We start from the raw sequence: 16,241 nt of genomic DNA, 5'->3' as shown, positions 1-16,241 counted from the left end.
GCATCGGATATCTCGCTTAGGGTGAGACCATGGACGCGACCAAGGTGATCATCGACACGGTTGACCGGCTCCGCCAGCGGCGCACCGCCCCGCTCGTCCTGGAGCTCGATCTCACCGAAGGTCTGACGGAGGGTCCCCCCGCCGATCCGCTGGGCGCGATCCTGTCCATCCGCAAGAGCCGCCTGGCCGACGTGCTGTCCGGGCTCAGGCGCGCCGGGAAGGACCCCCGTGTCAAGGCGCTGATCGTGAAGATCGGCACCCACCCGCTGGGGCTGGCGATGGTGCAGGAGCTGCGGCAGGCCGTGACCCGGTTCCGTGACTCGGGCAAGCTGACGGTCGCCTTCGCCGAGACGTTCGGCGAGTTCGGCGCCGGTACCGTGCCCTACTACCTGGCCACCGTCTTCGAGCGGGTCTACCTGCAGCCGTCCGGCGACCTCGGGCTGACCGGCGTCTCGCTGGAGCAGCGCTTCCTGCGGGGAGCGCTCGGCAAGGCCGGCGTGGAGTATCAACTCGGCCAGCGACACGAGTACAAGACCGCCGCCAACACCTTCACCCAGGATCACATGACCGAGGCCCACCGCGAGTCGATGGGCCGGATCACCGAGTCGGTCACCGAGCAGGTCGTCGCGGGCATCGCCGAGGGGCGCGGGATCGAGCCCGCCAAGGTGCGCGAGCTGATCGACCAGGGCCCGTTCATCGGCGCCGAGGCGGTCGAGGCCGGGCTGGTCGACCGGATGGCCTACCGCGACGAGGTCTACGAGGAGGTCAAGCGGGCCGCGGGCCAGGACGCGCTGCTGCTCTACGTCAGCCGCTACGCCAAGGGGCCGATCGCCAGCAAGATCCCGCACCCCGGCGGCCAGACGGTCGCGCTGGTCCACGGTACGGGCCAGATCCGGCTCGGCCGCAGCGGGCGCAGCCCTCTGGGCGGGAGCGGGGCGATGGGCTCCGACACCGTCTGCGCCGCCCTGCGGGCGGCCCGGCGCGACGACCACGTCAAGGCCGTCGTCTTCCGGGTGGACAGCCCTGGCGGGTCCTACGTGGCCTCCGACGCCATCTGGCGCGAGGTCGTGCTCACCCGCAAGGCGGGCAAGCCGATCATCGTCTCGATGGGCGACGTGGCGGCCTCCGGCGGCTACATGGTCTCGATGGCCGCCGACGCGATCGTGGCCCAGCCGGGCACGCTCACCGGCTCCATCGGCGTGTTCGCCGGAAAGGCCGTCATCGGCGGCCTGCTGGACAAGCTCGGCGTCGTCTCCGAGACGGTCGGCGAGGGCGCGAACGCCGGGATGTTCTCCTCCACGAACGCCTTCTCGGAGGCGCAGTGGGCGCGGGTCAACGCCTGGCTCGACCGGGTCTACGACGACTTCGTGAGCAAGGTGGCCGAAGGCCGCGGCCTGCCCCGCGAGCGCGCCCACGAGCTGGCCAAGGGCCGGGTCTGGACCGGCGCCGACGCCTACGCGGGCGGACTCGTCGACGAGCTGGGCGGCCTGGAGGACGCCCTGGCCCTGGCCCGCGAGAAGGCCGGCCTGCCCGCGGACGCCCCGGTGCGCGCCTACCCCAAGCTGAACCCGCTGGAGCGCCTGCGTCCCGTGGACTCCAGCGAGGACAAGACCGCCGCGCTGGCCCGGCTCCGCCTGGAGGCCTGGGGCCCGCTGGCCCACCTCGCCGCCGAGCTGGGCCTGCCGTCCTACGGCCCGCTCATGCTCCCCGGCTCGTGGACGATCCGGTAACACGAGGGCGGACGGTCCGCTGACGGCGGCGGACGGTCCGCCGACACGGTGGCGGAGCGGTGAACGGTCCGCTGACACGGGCTCGTCGTGTCAGCGGCTCCCGGCCCCCCGCCGACCGGTTCTCCCCGTCGGCCACCGCTGTGTTCAGACGATGCTCTCCCGCCCCTCGTGGGGCTGGTCCAGCTGCTGCTGCCGCTTTCGCTGTTCGACGCGGAGCAGTTCTATCTCCTTGGCGAGCCGGTATATGTTCACCCTCTCGTCTCTTTCCTCATACGGAGGGATCCCCAGCTCGAAGGCGGACACATGCTGCTCGACGGCGTCCGCCGTCTGCTGCAGGTAGAAACTTCGCTCGCGGTACTTGAAATAGCCGGTGAATCCGGCGGACACGCCGACGGCGAAGCTCAGCGCGACCGTCACCCACTTCAGGGGTGCGGGAGTGCCGGAGAGACTGGCGGCGGTGGTGGTCCCCAGGGACCCTATGATGATGATCGCCTGAAAAACGTTATGTATTCTGCGATAGTATTTCGCCTCCGCCCGGAGCTGCCTGAGCTCCCGCGGAACGTCCTCCTTGTAGGAGTACTGCCGGTGATAGACGGGGAGGTTGAGACTGGAGGCGTAGATACGGCGAGACTCCTCCGCCATCTCCAGGTCCAGCCGGAGTCTGCGGACGGTCTTCTTCCGGTCGCCGCTCCTCTTGTACTCGACATCGAGTTGCCAGACGAAAAAAGCCCCGCACAGTATTACCAGCGGAATCGCAACCCGATTCCACGGGCCGACGTCATACCTTCCCCACGTCGCGACGGTGACGGAGAATATGACAAGGGTGGCGAAGACGGAAATGAACCCCGAAACCAAAAGAGATCGAACTTGGATCTTGCGGACTCTTATCGCCTCGTGCAGGTCGAGAATCTTTTCGTTATAGCCGAGCAGTAACTCATGAGGCCCTGATCTCACCTCAACGGGATTGGACAAGTTCTCCCCACTTCACAAAACCGCCGTCCACAGCGCCACATACCCCTACAGGGTCACATACGTAACGATCGTGGAACATGCCCAGCCGGCACTCTGGCCGGATCCGGACAGGCCGTTATTAGCCCCAATCCAGGACTCGGCGTGCTTTCACATCCGAAACATGACGAACGGCCACCGCCCCCCGATCATGGGGAGCGGTCCTCTGCCCTGGTGAAGCTCTGTGAAGCTCTGTGAAGACGGGGGGATTCGGGACCCCTGGCCCTTCGATGCGGACGACGGGGGCAGGGGCGGGGCCGTCCTCCCGGCGGCGCGGTACCGGGAGGACGGCGGTCAAGGGGGTCAGGCGCAGTCGACGACCACGTAGACCTTGCGGACGGTCTCGTGCACTTCCCAGGTTCCGCTCCAGCCCTGGGGCATGACCAGCAGGTCTCCGGCGGACAGCAGCGCCGGTTCCCCGCCGTCGGGGGTGACCGTCACCGAACCGCTGAGCAGCACACAGATCTCATGGTGGTCGTCGCGGACCGCGCCGAACACCCCGGGGGTGCACTCCCAGACGCCCGTCGACACCGATCCGCCCTTCCCCTCCCAGACCTGGAGGGTGGCTTCCAGCTGCCCGAGACTGACGCTGGTCGGCTTCGGGACGAAGTCTCCCAGGGCGGTCGCGGAGGCGGCGTGGAGCACGGTGTTCATGGTGAGAGGACCTCTTTTCGTGAAGGTTTCAGGACGGCCGAAGGTTCAGGACCGCTGCGGGTTTCAGGGCGGCCGAGGGTGTTGTGACAGCCGAAGCCTCAGGATCGCTGTGGATGTCGGGACGGCCGAGGGGGTCGGGACGGCCGTCGGATCGGGGCACGGTCAGTGCCTGCCGGATATCCGGTCCGCGACCCGGGCGATGATCGACGTCTTCGAGTCGCGGGCGGACTCGCGCCGGTCGGCCGTCCGGTAGGCGGCGTACATGGCCTGTACCCCGAGCCAGCGCAGCGGTTCGGGCTCCCAGCGCCGGCCCGTCCAGTTGACGTGCGGCAGCCGGGTCAGCGCCGTCTCACGGCCCAGGACGAGATCGCGCAGCGTGCGCCCGGCCAGGTTGGCGGTGGCCACCCCGTGGCCGACGTACCCGCCCGCCAGGCCGAGCCCGGTGGAGGGCGAGAAGGACATCTGGGCGCACCAGTCGCGGGGGACGCCCAGCACACCGGACCACACGTGGTCGATGCCGACGCCGCGTACCCCGGGGAACATCGCCACCAGCATGTCGTGCAGCTGCCGGATGGTCACCGCCGAGGTGTCGCCGTCGGCGTCGGTCCGCGAACCGTACCGGTAGGGGATCCCGCGTCCGCCGAACGCGATGCGGCCGTCCGCGGTGCGCTGGGCGTATATGTAGGCGTGGGCGAGGTCTCCCAGCACCTCGCACCCCTGCCAGCCGATCTCGTCCCAGGTGGCGTCGCTGAGGGGCTCGGTCACCATGATGGAGGAGTTCATCGGCAGCCAGGTGCGCCGCTCGCCGGGCAGCGCGGCGGTGAAGCCCTCGGTGCAGCGCAGGACGATCGGGGCGCGGACGGAACCGCGGTCGGTGCGCACCCGGCCCGGCTCGATCGAGGTCACCCGGCTGTTCTCCAGGAGGCGGACACCGCGCCGTTCGGCCGCCGCCGCCAGGCCGCGCACCAGTTTGACCGGGTGGATCCGCGCGGTGTGCGGGCTGTACACGCCGCCGAGCGTGCCCGCCACCGCGATGCGCCCGAGGCAGGCGTCCCGGTCGAGCAGCACGGCGTCCGGGTCCCCCCAGGCGACCTCCTCGGCGTGCATGTCGCGGGTCCGCTCCATCTGCGCCCGGTTCCGCGCGATCTGGAGCACACCGCCCTTGACCGCGTCCGCCTTGATGTCCTCGGCGGTCATCCTGGCGAGAACCTCGTCGACGGTGCCGATCATCTCGCGCTGGAGGGCGAGTACGGCGTCGCGGCCGTGCGCGGCCGCGTACTTCGACCGGCTGCCCGCGATGGCGGAGGTGAGCCATCCGCCGTTGCGGCCGGAGGCGCCGAAGCCGGCGAAACGCGACTCCAGGACGACGATCCGCAGACCGGGGTCCGCCTCGGCGAGGTAGTAGGCGCTCCACAGGCCGGTGTAACCGCCGCCGACGATCACCACGTCCGCGTCGACGTCGCCGCGGAGCGACTCCCGGCGCTCGTCGTGTCCGGCGTCGGACCACCAGAACGAGACCTGGCCGTTCCGCCGCGGTGCCGGGCGGTTCATGTCTGCCGGACGGTTCATACCGCCCACTCCTCTCCCGCGCCGTACACGACGTCTCCGCCGAGTACGGTCGCCCGTACCGAAATGTCGTCCAGCGCCTCGGGGGCGACGGTCAGCGGGTTGGCCGACAGCACGGCGAGGTCGGCCAGCGTTCCGGGCCTGATCGCACCCTTGTGCCGCTCCTCGTGGGCGCCGTGGGCCGCCCAGGTGGTGAACATGCTGAGTGCCTCGTGGGCCGTGACCCGGTGCGGTGACGGGACGCCGCCCGCGCCGTACCGGGTGACCGCCGCCGCGATGTTGTGCAGCGGGGCGATCCCGTCGGGCACGGTGCCGGTGGAGTCCGACGACCCGATGACCTCGATCCCCGCGTCCAGGATCGCGCGCAGCGGCTGGAAGGCCGGGTCCGCCACGCCGCCGGACCTGGTGAAGTGCGGTGTGGTGACCAGGCCGACGCCGATCTCCCGCAGCCGCGGCAGGTCGGCCGGGTCCAGGTAGTCGGCGCCGTGCTCGATCCGGTGCCGCGGCCCGTCCGGGCGCGGGCGGTCCGCGCGGGCCGCGGCCACGGCCTCGGCGGCCAGGCGGATGGCCCGCGGGGTGACGGCGTGCATGAAGAGCTGCACGTCCGCGCGGTCCGCGGCGCGCACCAGGTCGAAGAGCTCGTCACGGCTCCACTTGGTGTCGTCGATCGGGGTGCCCAGCCCGTCGGCGCCCTCTCCGTCGACGAAGATCTTCACCCCGCCGAACCGCAGCATGTCGTCACCGAACCCGGAACCCGGCCCCCAGGCCAGTACGGTGTCCAGCGACCCGACGCGCGGCACGTGCACGTAGAAGCGCACCCGCAGCGGCAGCTCCCCCGCCGCGGCCAGGCGGTGCAGCGCCCGCACGTCCTGCGCCGAGGTCGGGATGGTGCTCACGCTGGTGACGCCCGCCGCGACGAAGAGCCCGCCGAGGTGACGGCGCAGGCTGGTGACGACGTCGTCGGCCGGAAGCACCGGCAGCCGGTCCCAGACCTCGGTGACGACGCCGGTCGGCTCCCCGTCGGCCCTGCGGTGCACGGTCATCCATCCGGGCAGGTCTGCGTCGCCCAGCAGTCCCAGCTCGGCGAGGGCGACGGAGTTCAGGCAGGCCACGTGCAGCCCGGCCAGCACGACGACCGGCTCGGCCGGTGAGACCCGGTCCAGGTCCTCGCGGTCGGGAAGCCTCCCCTCGACCACCTTGTCCTGCAGCATGAACGAGCTGCGGAAGATCAGCCATCCGGTCGGGCGCGCGGCCCGCTCCTCCACGATCCGGTTCAGGATCTCGTGCAGGGAGGTCACCGGCGGCGCCTGCACGAAGACGTGGTGGTCCAGCGCCTGGCAGGTCATCTCCAGGTGGCAGTGGCCGTCGACGAAGCCGGGCACCACGGTCAGTCCCCGCAGGTCGGCCTCCGGCGTTCCGGGCGGCAGCGCGGCCCGGACCTCCTCGGCCGTCCCGACGGCCGCGATCCTCCCGCCGCGGATTCCGAGCGCCCGCGCGGACGGCCGGGCCGGGTCCATCGTGACCACGTCGGCGCCGACCAGGATGCGGTCCCCGCCGGGGCGGGCCTGGGACGACGCCGCGGCGCCGGACACCATCCGAGCGGACGCCGTGTGGGCGGACGCCGTGCCTGTGGGGGTCATGCCGCCTCCTTCGTCTCGACCGGCACGACGATGCCGTGCTCGACGGGCCACGACGCGGTGACGGCCTGCCCCACCGAGACGTCGCTCTCCCGCTCGACGTCCTCGCGGACCGTTCCGGTACCGCCGTCGGCGTAGCGCAGCCCGACCCGGCGGAAGGCCCCGAAGTAGGAGATGTCGGTGACCAGGGCCGTGACGGCGTTCGAAGCACCTGCGGATCCGCCGCCGGTGTCGGCGGCGCTCAGCGTCAGCCGTTCGGGCCGGACCACGACCGCGACCTCCCGGTGCGCGGACGGCGTGACCGCCGGTACGCGCACGGCGCCGCCGGTGATGGCGACGAGGTCGCCCGAGGGGTCCAGGGTGCCCCGGAAGACGTTCGACTCGCCGACGAACTCGGCCGCGAACAGGGAGACGGGCCGCTCGTAGAGGTCGATCGGCCTGCCGAGCTGCACCACCCTGCCGCTGTCGAACAGGGCGATCCGGTCCGACAGCGCCAGCGCCTCCTCCTGGTCGTGGGTGACGAACAGGAAGGTGGTGCCCAGCTCGCGGTGGAGCCGGGCGATCTCCACCTGGAGTTGTTCGCGGAGTTTCCTGTCCAGCGCGCCGAGCGGCTCGTCCATGAGGAGGACGGGCGGCCGGTAGACCAGCGCGCGGGCCAGGGCGACGCGCTGCTGCTGGCCGCCGGAGAGCTGCTCCGGCCTGCGGTCGCCGTATCCGGCCAGCCGTACCATCTCCAGGGCCTCGTCCGCCCGGCGGGCGATCTCCCGGCGGCCGACGCCCCGGCGCTCCAGGCCGAAGGCGACGTTCGCCCGCACCGTCATGTGCGGGAACAGCGCGTAGCTCTGGAACACCATGCCGAGGTTGCGCCTGTGGGTCGGCATGCCGACGACGTCCACCCCGCCCAGGCGGACCTGGCCGCTGGTCGGCCGGGAGAAACCGGCGATCACGTTCAGCGTGGTCGTCTTGCCGGAGCCCGACGGGCCGAGGAAGGTCACGAACTCGCCGGGTTCGATGGCCATCGACACCGAGTCGACCGCCTTCACCCCGGACTTGAAGATCTTGCTGACCTCGACGAGGTCGACACCGGCGCCCGTGACGGTGGGGGTCATCGGAGTGCCTGCCTTTCTGACGAGCGGGTGCGGACGAGCATGGGCAGCAGCACCACCAGGGTGGTGATCGTGAGCACCACCGTGGAGACCGCGGCGATGGTCGGGTCCACCTGGTTGGTGACGCTGACGAACATCTCCACCGGAAGGGTGCGGATTCGCGGCGACTGCAGGAAGGAGGCCGCCACCACCTCGTCGAAGGAGGTGGTGAAGGCGAACAGGGCGCCGGAGGCGACGCCGGGCAGGATCGACGGCAGCGTGACCCGCCAGAACGCCCGGAGCGGACCGGCTCCCATGCTCGCGGCGGCCCGCAGCAGGACGGGGTCGCTGCCGCGCAGGCTCGCCGACACCGCGACCAGCACGAACGGGATCGCCAGCACGCAGTGGGCGAGCACGAAGCCGAGCAGGTTGCCCGTCAGCCGCCACCTGAGGAAGACGCCGTAGATCGCGACCGCCGCCACGATGCCCGGGACGACCATCGGGGCGAGCAGCAGGCCGGTCAGCACCGCGCTCAGCCTTCCGCCGCGGCGGTGCAGGCCCACCGCGGCCGCGGTGCCCACGAGCGTCGCGACCACCGTGACGAGCAGCCCGACCTGGAAGGAGGTGAGCAGCGCGTCACGCCACTCCGGGCTCTGCCAGATGTTCTGGTACCAGCGCAGCGACCAGCCCTTGGGCGGGAAGGCGAAGCTGGCCCGCCCGGCGAACGACAGGGGCACCACGATCAGCGTCGGCGCCACGAGCACCAGGCCGACCAGTACGGCCCACAGCCGCAGCCCCCACCCGGGGGAGGAGTTCTCATTCGTCATCGGTGCCTCCGGCTCCCGGCAGGCGGCCGGCCAGCCGCCGCAGCATGCCCTGTACGACCAGGAGCAGCAGCATCGTCACCACCAGCAGGATCACCGACAGCGCGCCCGCCGAGGGAAAGTCCAGCAGTTTCTCCACCTTGGTCGCGATCAGCTGCCCGATCAGCGACTCCTGCGGCGAGCCGACCAGCCGCGGGGTCACCCAGAAGCCCAGGCACAGGATGAAGACCAGCACCGATCCGGCGGTGACCCCGGGGATCGACAGCGGCAGGTAGACCTTGCGGAACGCGGTCGCCCGGGAGGCCCCCATGGAGTGCGCCGCGTCGAGCAGCCTGCGATCGATGCCCGACATGTTGCTGTACAGCGGCAGCACCATGAACGGCAGCAGGACCTGGGCCATCGCGATCGTCACGCCGAGCTGGGTGCCCAGCAGCGAGGTGTCCTCCAGGCCGATCCAGCCGAGCGCGCGCGAGACCACGCCGCCCGGCTGCAGCAGCACGACCCAGGCGAAGGTGCGCGCCATCAGGCTGCTCCAGAACGGCAGCAGCACCAGGAACATCAGCACCGTGCGCGTCCTGGGACCGACCAGCGTCATCAGGTAGGCGTACGGGTAGGCCAGCACCAGCGTGACCGCGGTGACGAGCAGCGCCACCGTGAAGGTGCGGACGAGGATCCGCATCGACGTGGGGTCGGTGAAGATGTCGGCGTAGTGGCCGGTCCCGGGGGTGGGCTTGAGCACGCTGTCCAGGGCCAGGGAGATCACCGGGTAGGCGAAGAAGACTCCGACGAGGACCGCCGCCGGGATCACCAGCAGGTAGCCGGGGTGCATCCGCCGTACGGCCCGCGCGCTGCCGCGACGGCTCCGGACGGCGGACGCGGCAGAGGAGGATGTCGTCATGACAGGCCGTCCTCCCGGTTCCAGACGATCTCGCCGCCCACCACGGTCAGGTCGGCCTGCAGGTCCCGCAGCTCGGTGTCGGACATGTCGCGCGGGTCGGCGGGCAGTACCACGGCGTCGCCGGCGAATCCGGGGGCGAGCGCGCCGAGCCGGTTCTCCCGGAATCCGGCGGCGGCGGCGTACGTCGTGTAGGTGCGCAGCCCGGTCAGCACGTCGACCGCCTCCTCCGGCGCGATCGGCACGCCTTCGCGGTTGGTGCGCGCCCGCATGGCGGCGATCCCGAACCACGGGTTGGTGGCGAACGGCTGGGTGCCTCCGGTGTCGGAGTTGCCCGGCGGGCACAGCCCGCGCTCGATCAGGCTGCGGTAGGCGTACACCCCGGTGCCCGGGTCGCTGTGCATGAACGCGGCGGTCGGCACCGGGATGACCTCCAGCTCGGCCAGGCGGTCCAGCAGCGCCGCGTCCGACCACAGGTTGGCCACGTGTTCGAGCCGGTTGCGCAGGTCCGTGCGGCCGGTGACCCGCCGCGCCTCGGCGACCGCGTCGAGGGCCAGCTCCTGCACCACGTCGCCGATGGCGTGGATCCAGACCTGGATGCCCGCGGAGTTCGCCCGGACCAGCAGGTCGACGATCTCGGCGTAGTGCCGGGTCGCGGTGCCCCACTCGCTGGGGGTCTTGGACAGGTGGGCGCGGTCGCACGAGGCGGTGTCGTCGCCGTCGAGGAAGACCTTGGCGCCGCCGAGCCAGAGCCGGTCGTCGCCGAACCCGGTGGTGAGCCCGAAGTCGGTCCACTGCTCGATGGAGCCGAGCAGCGGGTTGAGGCCCGGCGCGATGGTCGGGTTGAGGCTCAGCCGCGCCGGCAGCCGGCCGGCGCGGTGCAGCCGCTGGTAGGCCCGCATGCCGGTCGAGGTCGCGGGCAGTTCGTAGATGGTGGTGACCCCGTGACGCAGGAAGGAGTGGACCAGTTCCTCGCGGAGCATCTCGGCCATCGTCTCGACCGTCGGCGCCGGGATCGGGAACAGGTGGTAGCCCTCCTCGACGAGCCCGGTCGGGACGCCGTCGGCGCCGATCTCGACGCGGGTCCCGACAGGGGAGGTGTAGCCCCGGGTCATCCCGGCGCGGGTCAGCGCGGCCGTGTTGGCGGTCAGCCGGTGCATGCTCTCGCGCACCAGGACCGGGACGTCCGGGGCGACCGCGTCGATCTCCTCGCGCGTCGGCAGGTCCTGGCCGTAGGTGCCCTGGGCCACCAGCCAGTCGCCGGTACGGCGGTGCTCCGCCACGACGGCCCCGATCCGCTCCAGCGTGACCGACCGGGACCGTCCGCGCACGTCCAGCCAGTGCTGCCGGGACAGCGCGCAGAACTCCACGTGCGTGTGGGCGTCGATCAGCCCGGGGACGACGGTGCGCCCGCCGAGATCGACGATCTCGGTGGACGGCGGGGCCGCCGCGAGGATCTCCCGCGTGCCGCCCACCGCCGTCACCGTCCCGTGGGAGATGAGAACCGCCTGGACGGTCCGCTCCTCGGGGGCCATCGTGAGAACCGAGCCGTCCACCAGTGCGAGCTGTCCGTCCATGGCTCCTCTCCTCCTGCGTTACCTACTCGTCGTGGATCGTTCCAGCGGGTCTCAGCCCGACGTCCAGGCCAGCCAGCGCTTGGTGGCCTCCGCCTGGTTGGCCGCCCACCAGGCGTTGTCGATCGACCACGACTGGTCGAGGTGCTCCTTGGCGGAGGAGGACCATTCCGCGCGGCTCGGGTCGGCGTCGGGCTCGGCCTTGAGGTTGGCGGCGCCGTAGGCGATCTCCTTGGCAAAGGCGGTCTGCGGCTCGGGGGACACCGCGAAGTCGATGAACTTCTGCGCCGCCTCCTTGTTCGCCGAGCCCTTCACGATCGTGAGCGTCGCGTAGTGGTAGGAGTTGTCGGCCCACATCGGCTTGTACGGGGCGCCGTTCTGCACGGCCTCGTAGCCGCGGCCGGACCAGACCAGCATCATGTCGGCCCGCTTGGACTCCATCGCGGAGACCTGCTCGGCGCCGGTCTCCCAGAACACCAGGCCCTTCTTGACGCGGTCCATCACCTTGAAGGCCCGGTCGTAGTCCAGCGGGTAGAGCTTGTCCTTGGACACGCCGTCGGCGAGGAGGGCGAGCTCCAGCGTGCCCTCGGCCGGGTAGTTGGACACCGCCCGGGTGCCGGGGAAGTTCGTGGTGTCGAAGAAGTCCTTGATGGAGGTGGGCGGCTTGGCGCCGTACTTCTCGGTGTTGTAGGCCACCACGTAGGAGTAGGTGTCGACCGGCACGCCGCAGTCGTTGACGGTGCCGGGGACGAAGTCCTCCTTCTTGATGTTCGTGAAGTCGAGCTTCTCGAAGTACTGGCCGCAGTAGCCGACGGCCTCCTGCTGGTCGGCCAGGTAGACGTCCCAGTCCGGGTTGCCGCCCTCGGTCATGACCTTCAGCTTGGCCAGGTCCACCGGGGAGTCCGTGGTGACCTTGATTCCGGTCTTGGCGGCGAACGGGTCGATCATCGCCTTCTTCTGCGCCGCCTCGAAGGCGCTTCCGTAGGTGGCGAACGTGATCGCCTGGCCTCCGCCGCTCGACGCGGTGCCCTCACCGTCGTCCGCCCCGCAGGCCGAGAGCGCGAGCATTCCCGCTGTCACGGCGATGGCACAGACCGTGGTGGTTTTCCTCATGGTGCGTTCCTCATTCGGGGAAATGAATTGATGCGTCTTCTTCGTCGGGGGTGGGAGGGCTCGTGATCCACATGACCTCGGCCGGTTCGGTGCCGGTGTTCGCCATCCGGTGCGGGACCCCGCTGCGGTAGTCGATGGAGTCGCCCGCCTCGAGCACGTACTGGTCCTCACCCAGCCAGAGGGTGACCGTGCCCCGGATGACGATGAAGATCTCCTGGGAGTCGCCGTGCACGTACGCCTCGTCGCCGGTCGAACCGCCGGGCTCGAACTCGCCGGTGTACACCTCCAGGTGGTGCAGGGGCGGGCGGGTCAGCGCGAACTTGCGCGCGCCCTCCCCCATCTCCAGTTCCGGCCGGTCGGCCCGGCGCAGCAGGTGCCTGGGGGCGAGGCTGTTGTCGTCGAACAGGTCCGCGAGACCCACCCCGAGGGCCTGGGCGATCCGGCGCAGCGACCCGATGCTGGGGTTGACCTTGCCGTTCTCGAGCTGGCTGAGCAGGCTCGAACTCGTGCCCGCCCGGGCGCCGAGGGCGCGCAGGGACATGCCGCGCATCTCACGGAACGCACGGATGCGGTAACCCAGCTCGTCGGGGGAGGCCATGACGGATCCATCCTGATCAGTCGTAGGGGACGGCATGTTCGTTGGAGGTAATCAGTCCGCTCTGATCCACTGAACGCTTTGTTCAGTGGATTGGAAAAGGAGTGTACGGATCCCCCCAAATCCCTACAAGGGGGTAAATCGGATTTCATGCCAGAGAGTGGAACACTCCCCCACAACCCCGCATCGCTCGCGGCGGTCGTCTTCGCCTCCGGCGACCCGCGCCGGGGCGGAAAAATCAACGGTTCGCCGTGCCGTACCCGGAACAGGCGGTTGTCATTTCCGGGACGAATGGGTGAAATGAGGGGATGGAGCACCCATCCGCGATCGCCACCGCGCTGGCCGAGGTCGGCCCCCGCCTCAAACGCGTGCGCACCAGGCGGGGCGTCACCCTGGCCGCCCTGGCCGAGGCCACCGGCATCTCCAAGAGCACCCTGTCCCGGCTGGAGTCCGGCCAGCGCCGCCCCAGCCTGGAGCTCCTGCTCCCCATCGCCCAGGCCCATCAGGTGCCCCTGGACGAGCTGGTCGGCGCCCCCGAGGTCGGCGACCCCCGCGTCCGCCTCACGCCCCGGCACGTGCACGGTCAGACCGTGCTACCCCTGACCCGGCAGCCCGGCCCGCTGCAGGCGTTCAAAATGGTCCTCCCGGCCAGCCGGAGCACCCCCGAGCTCCGCACCCACGAGGGCTACGAGTGGCTCTACGTCCTGGCCGGGCGCCTGCGCCTGGTACTGGCCGACCACGACCTGGTCCTGGGCTCGGGCGAGGCCGCCGAGTTCGACACCCGGCTGCCGCACTGGTTCGGCAGCACCGGCGAGGACTCCGTGGAGATCCTCAGTCTCTTCGGCCGTCAGGGCGAGCGCATGCACGTCCGCGCCGCCCCCCGCCGTAAGGGCGGGTCCGGCGGCTGACCGCCGCCGGCCGGGATGTTCCGCTCGGTCCTCGGCCGCTCAGTCCTCGGCCGCTCAGTCCTCGGCCGCTCAGTCCTCGGCCACCGCCGTACGGACCGGCTCCCCGTGGCCCTGCCAGGGGCGGGCGAGCAGGACGAGGGTCAGGACGGACAGGGTGAAGGCGACCAGCATGACGGCGGCCGTCGGCATCGCGCTGCCGGTTCCGAACAGGCCCGCCAGGGGGGAGGCCGCCGCGCCCAGGACGAACTGGGAACCGCCGAGGAGGCCGGAGGTGGCGCCGGGGGCGTCGTGGCCGAGAGACTGGACGACGGTCATGCCGGCGGGCAGGGCGAGGCCGAGGCCGTTGACGGTGAGGAAGAGGCAGGCCCAGGTGACGGCGAGGCCGCCGCCGGTGACGGCGAGCAGTACGACCAGGACGGCCGTGGCGCCCAGGGCCACGCACAGGCCCGCGGCGAACAGGGTGGTGATCCGGACGCGGGCGGCCAGACGGCCGAAGATCGCGCTGCCGATCAGCATGCCGAGGGAGTTGACCGCGAAGACGAGACTGTACTGGGTGGGTGAGAGGCCGTAGACGTCCTGGAAGACGAAGGTCGAGCCGGCGATGTAGGTGAACAGGCCGGCGCCGGAGAGGGCGGAGGTGAGGACGTATCCCACCAGGGCGCGCCTGCCCAGGAGCCCGGCGACGGCCCTGAGGGTGGTGCCCACCCCGCCCGAGTGCCTGCGGGACACGGGAAGGGTCTCGGGCACCCACGCCAGGACGCCCGCGAACAGGAGCACGCCGAAGCCCGCCAGCACGGCGAAGACCACCCGCCAGGAGGCGACGCCCAGGATCGCGCCGCCGATCACCGGGGCGGCCACCGGGGCCACGGACACGATGGCCGACAGGGTCGCGAAGTGGCGGGGAGCCTCGGGGGTGCCGTGGAAGCGGTCGGTGAGGACGGCGCGGGCGACCACCATGCCCGCCGCCCCGGCGATCCCCTCCAGCAGCCGCGCCACGTTGAGGACGTTGATGTCGGGGGCGGCGGCGCAGACGAGCGAGAACACCGTGAACATCGCGGCGCCCACCAGCAGGACGCGGCGCCGGCCCATGGCGTCGCTGACCGGGCCCAGCAGGAGCTGACCGGCGGCGAGGCCGACGAGGAAGGCCGTCATGGACAGCTGGACCGACGAACCGGTGGTCTCCAGCGACTGGGCCAGGCCCGGGAACCCCGGCACGTACATGTCCGTGGCCAGCGGGGCGACCGCGCTGAGCGCGGCGAGGACGATGAGCAGTCGGCCGATGTGCTTGGGTGGTCCTCCCTCGCCGGTTACGGCGGGGGCGGCCAGGGGGGCGTCTCCAGACATGGCTGTGAACCGCTTTCTGGCTGGTAGGGCAGGTGAACAGACCGCTGAACGGGCGGCCGGGCCGCTACGATGGGCGATATATGAAACAAGTAGTTAACTGGTTAACGGATATAGGTAGTTCACAGGTTAACGAATTGGAGGGTCCATGCAAACCCCCTCTCACCCCCCGTACGAACGATGGCGGCAGATGTATCCGGGCCTCGACATCTCGTCGATGGAGGTCGTGGGCCCGCTGAAACGCGTCCAGGCGCTGCTGGACCTCGCGATCGAGCCGCTCTTCGACGGCGCCTCGGTGACCTCGCCGGAGCTCGACGTGTTGCTGAGGCTCCGGTACGCCGAGCAGCCGACGATCGCCCGGCAGCTGGCCAGGCAGATGAGCCGGTCCCCAGCGGCGCTGAGCAAGACCCTCGCCAAGCTGGAGCGGCGGGGCTACATCACCCGCCAGGCCAACCCGGCCGACCGCAGGGCGGCCCTCGTCCACCTCACCGACGAGGGCCGGGAGGTCGTCAACACCCTGTTCCCCCAGCAACTCGCCGTCGAGGTGCGGCTGCTCAGCGGCATGACCCCGGAACAGCGCGGGCAGATCATCGAGGGTCTCACCCAGCTGGTCGAGGTGATGGAGGCGGGCCTGCGCGACATGACGCCGCTTTGAGGGGTGCCGCCTCCCCGGGCCGCGGGCCGTACGGCGGTGCCGCCCCCGGGCCGCTCACCCCGCCCGGCTCCGCCCCGCTCCCCCGGAGCCTTCTCCCGGGGCCGTTCCGTCATGCCGTCCGCCCGGACGCCGGTCGGCCGGCGGGCCGGTCAGCCGACGGGCCGGTAGCGGCCGCGGAGCCGTACGAGGGGGGCGTGCCCGGCGGCGACGTAGTCCACGGCCAGCACGCGGGCGACGAACAGCGTGTGGTCCCCCGCCGGGACGACCTTGACCGTCTCGACCTCCAGTGCCGTGACGCCGCCGTCCACGATGAGCGCCTCGCTCAGCCTTCCCCGGTGGTGCGGCGTCCCGGCGAGCAGGAGCCGGGCGCCGGGACGGCCCTCGGCGGCGAAGCGGCTGGCGATCGCCTTCTGCTCCGCCGACAGCACGCTGGCGGCCCAGCGGTCGCGGCGCAGCAGCAGTTCGTTGACGTAACCGGTGTTCTCCATGCTCACCATGACCAGCCGCGGGTCGAGCGAGATCGAGGTGAAGGTGCCCACCGTGGCCCCCACGTCGTCGCGCTCGTCCTTCACGGTGACGACCGTCACGCCGGCCGGCACCTGCGCCATGGCCTCGATGAACTCGTTCATGGGCCAATCATCCCGAAAACGGGCCGC

15 protein-coding genes are annotated in these 16,241 nt (G+C 71.0%); 3 read left to right on the top strand and 12 right to left on the bottom strand.

The annotated features are described in order from the left end of the window. The first annotated feature begins 29 nt into the window (after positions 1-29). Positions 30-1,730 (top strand): signal peptide peptidase SppA, encoded by a 1,701-nt coding sequence (sppA, locus tag AB0N02_RS25225; protein ID WP_363951045.1) that lies wholly within the window; start codon positions 30-32, stop codon positions 1,728-1,730. A 144-nt stretch (positions 1,731-1,874) separates the two neighbouring features. Here sppA and AB0N02_RS25220 read toward each other — a convergent pair whose 3' ends face one another. The 10 genes from AB0N02_RS25220 to AB0N02_RS25175 all read right to left on the bottom strand — a co-directional run bounded on the left by AB0N02_RS25220 (position 1,875) and on the right by AB0N02_RS25175 (position 12,684). Then, positions 1,875-2,702, bottom strand: a complete 828-nt coding sequence (locus tag AB0N02_RS25220; protein ID WP_363951042.1) for a DUF4231 domain-containing protein — start codon at positions 2,700-2,702, stop codon at positions 1,875-1,877. 339 nt (positions 2,703-3,041) lie between these two features. Then, complete coding sequence (locus AB0N02_RS25215; protein WP_363951039.1) at positions 3,042-3,392, bottom strand: cupin domain-containing protein; 351 nt, start codon at positions 3,390-3,392, stop codon at positions 3,042-3,044. A gap of 162 nt (positions 3,393-3,554) precedes the next feature. Next, positions 3,555-4,961, bottom strand: coding sequence for an FAD-binding oxidoreductase (locus tag AB0N02_RS25210; protein ID WP_363951036.1), 1,407 nt, complete (start codon positions 4,959-4,961; stop codon positions 3,555-3,557). Continuing rightward, the gene (locus AB0N02_RS25205; RefSeq protein ID WP_363951033.1) at positions 4,958-6,598 is read right to left on the bottom strand and encodes an amidohydrolase family protein; all 1,641 of its coding nucleotides are present in this window, start codon (positions 6,596-6,598) and stop codon (positions 4,958-4,960) included. Before AB0N02_RS25205 ends, AB0N02_RS25210 begins: the two co-directional genes overlap by 4 nt. Then, the gene (locus AB0N02_RS25200) at positions 6,595-7,704 is read right to left on the bottom strand and encodes an ABC transporter ATP-binding protein (protein ID WP_363951031.1); all 1,110 of its coding nucleotides are present in this window, start codon (positions 7,702-7,704) and stop codon (positions 6,595-6,597) included. Before AB0N02_RS25200 ends, AB0N02_RS25205 begins: the two co-directional genes overlap by 4 nt. After that, on the bottom strand, positions 7,701-8,507 hold the full coding sequence (locus tag AB0N02_RS25195) for an ABC transporter permease (RefSeq protein ID WP_363951029.1): 807 nt from the start codon (positions 8,505-8,507) through the stop codon (positions 7,701-7,703). The genes AB0N02_RS25200 and AB0N02_RS25195 overlap by 4 nt, the downstream gene beginning before the upstream one ends. Beyond that, positions 8,497-9,402, bottom strand: coding sequence for an ABC transporter permease (locus tag AB0N02_RS25190; protein ID WP_363951026.1), 906 nt, complete (start codon positions 9,400-9,402; stop codon positions 8,497-8,499). The genes AB0N02_RS25195 and AB0N02_RS25190 overlap by 11 nt, the downstream gene beginning before the upstream one ends. Beyond that, the gene (locus AB0N02_RS25185) at positions 9,399-10,976 is read right to left on the bottom strand and encodes an amidohydrolase family protein (protein ID WP_363951024.1); all 1,578 of its coding nucleotides are present in this window, start codon (positions 10,974-10,976) and stop codon (positions 9,399-9,401) included. The genes AB0N02_RS25190 and AB0N02_RS25185 overlap by 4 nt, the downstream gene beginning before the upstream one ends. 51 nt (positions 10,977-11,027) lie before the next feature. Then, positions 11,028-12,086 (bottom strand): ABC transporter substrate-binding protein, encoded by a 1,059-nt coding sequence (locus AB0N02_RS25180; protein ID WP_363951021.1) that lies wholly within the window; start codon positions 12,084-12,086, stop codon positions 11,028-11,030. A gap of 10 nt (positions 12,087-12,096) precedes the next feature. Beyond that, on the bottom strand, positions 12,097-12,684 hold the full coding sequence (locus tag AB0N02_RS25175; RefSeq protein ID WP_363951018.1) for an XRE family transcriptional regulator: 588 nt from the start codon (positions 12,682-12,684) through the stop codon (positions 12,097-12,099). Positions 12,685-12,989: 305 nt separating this feature from the next. On the opposite strand from AB0N02_RS25175, the gene AB0N02_RS25170 reads away from it, so the two are divergent. Next, the gene (locus tag AB0N02_RS25170; protein ID WP_363951016.1) at positions 12,990-13,589 is read left to right on the top strand and encodes an XRE family transcriptional regulator; all 600 of its coding nucleotides are present in this window, start codon (positions 12,990-12,992) and stop codon (positions 13,587-13,589) included. A gap of 69 nt (positions 13,590-13,658) precedes the next feature. Here the strand turns inward: AB0N02_RS25170 and AB0N02_RS25165 are convergent, their stop codons facing one another. Next, entirely contained in the window at positions 13,659-14,933 is a 1,275-nt protein-coding gene (locus AB0N02_RS25165; protein ID WP_363951014.1) for a multidrug effflux MFS transporter, read from the bottom strand. Between the two features lie 145 nt (positions 14,934-15,078). Here AB0N02_RS25165 and AB0N02_RS25160 point away from each other — a divergent pair, with 145 nt between their 5' ends. After that, positions 15,079-15,585: a MarR family transcriptional regulator gene (locus tag AB0N02_RS25160; protein ID WP_363951011.1), complete on the top strand. Its 507-nt coding sequence runs from the start codon at positions 15,079-15,081 to the stop codon at positions 15,583-15,585. 149 nt (positions 15,586-15,734) lie between these two features. On the opposite strand, the gene AB0N02_RS25155 is transcribed toward AB0N02_RS25160, so the two are convergent. Continuing rightward, positions 15,735-16,214: a flavin reductase family protein gene (locus tag AB0N02_RS25155; protein WP_363951009.1), complete on the bottom strand. Its 480-nt coding sequence runs from the start codon at positions 16,212-16,214 to the stop codon at positions 15,735-15,737. Positions 16,215-16,241 lie beyond the last annotated feature (27 nt).

The organism is Streptosporangium sp. NPDC051022, from assembly GCF_040683035.1.
In the GTDB taxonomy this organism is placed as follows: domain Bacteria; phylum Actinomycetota; class Actinomycetes; order Streptosporangiales; family Streptosporangiaceae; genus Streptosporangium.
This window is presented reverse-complemented; position numbering and strand designations above follow the sequence as displayed.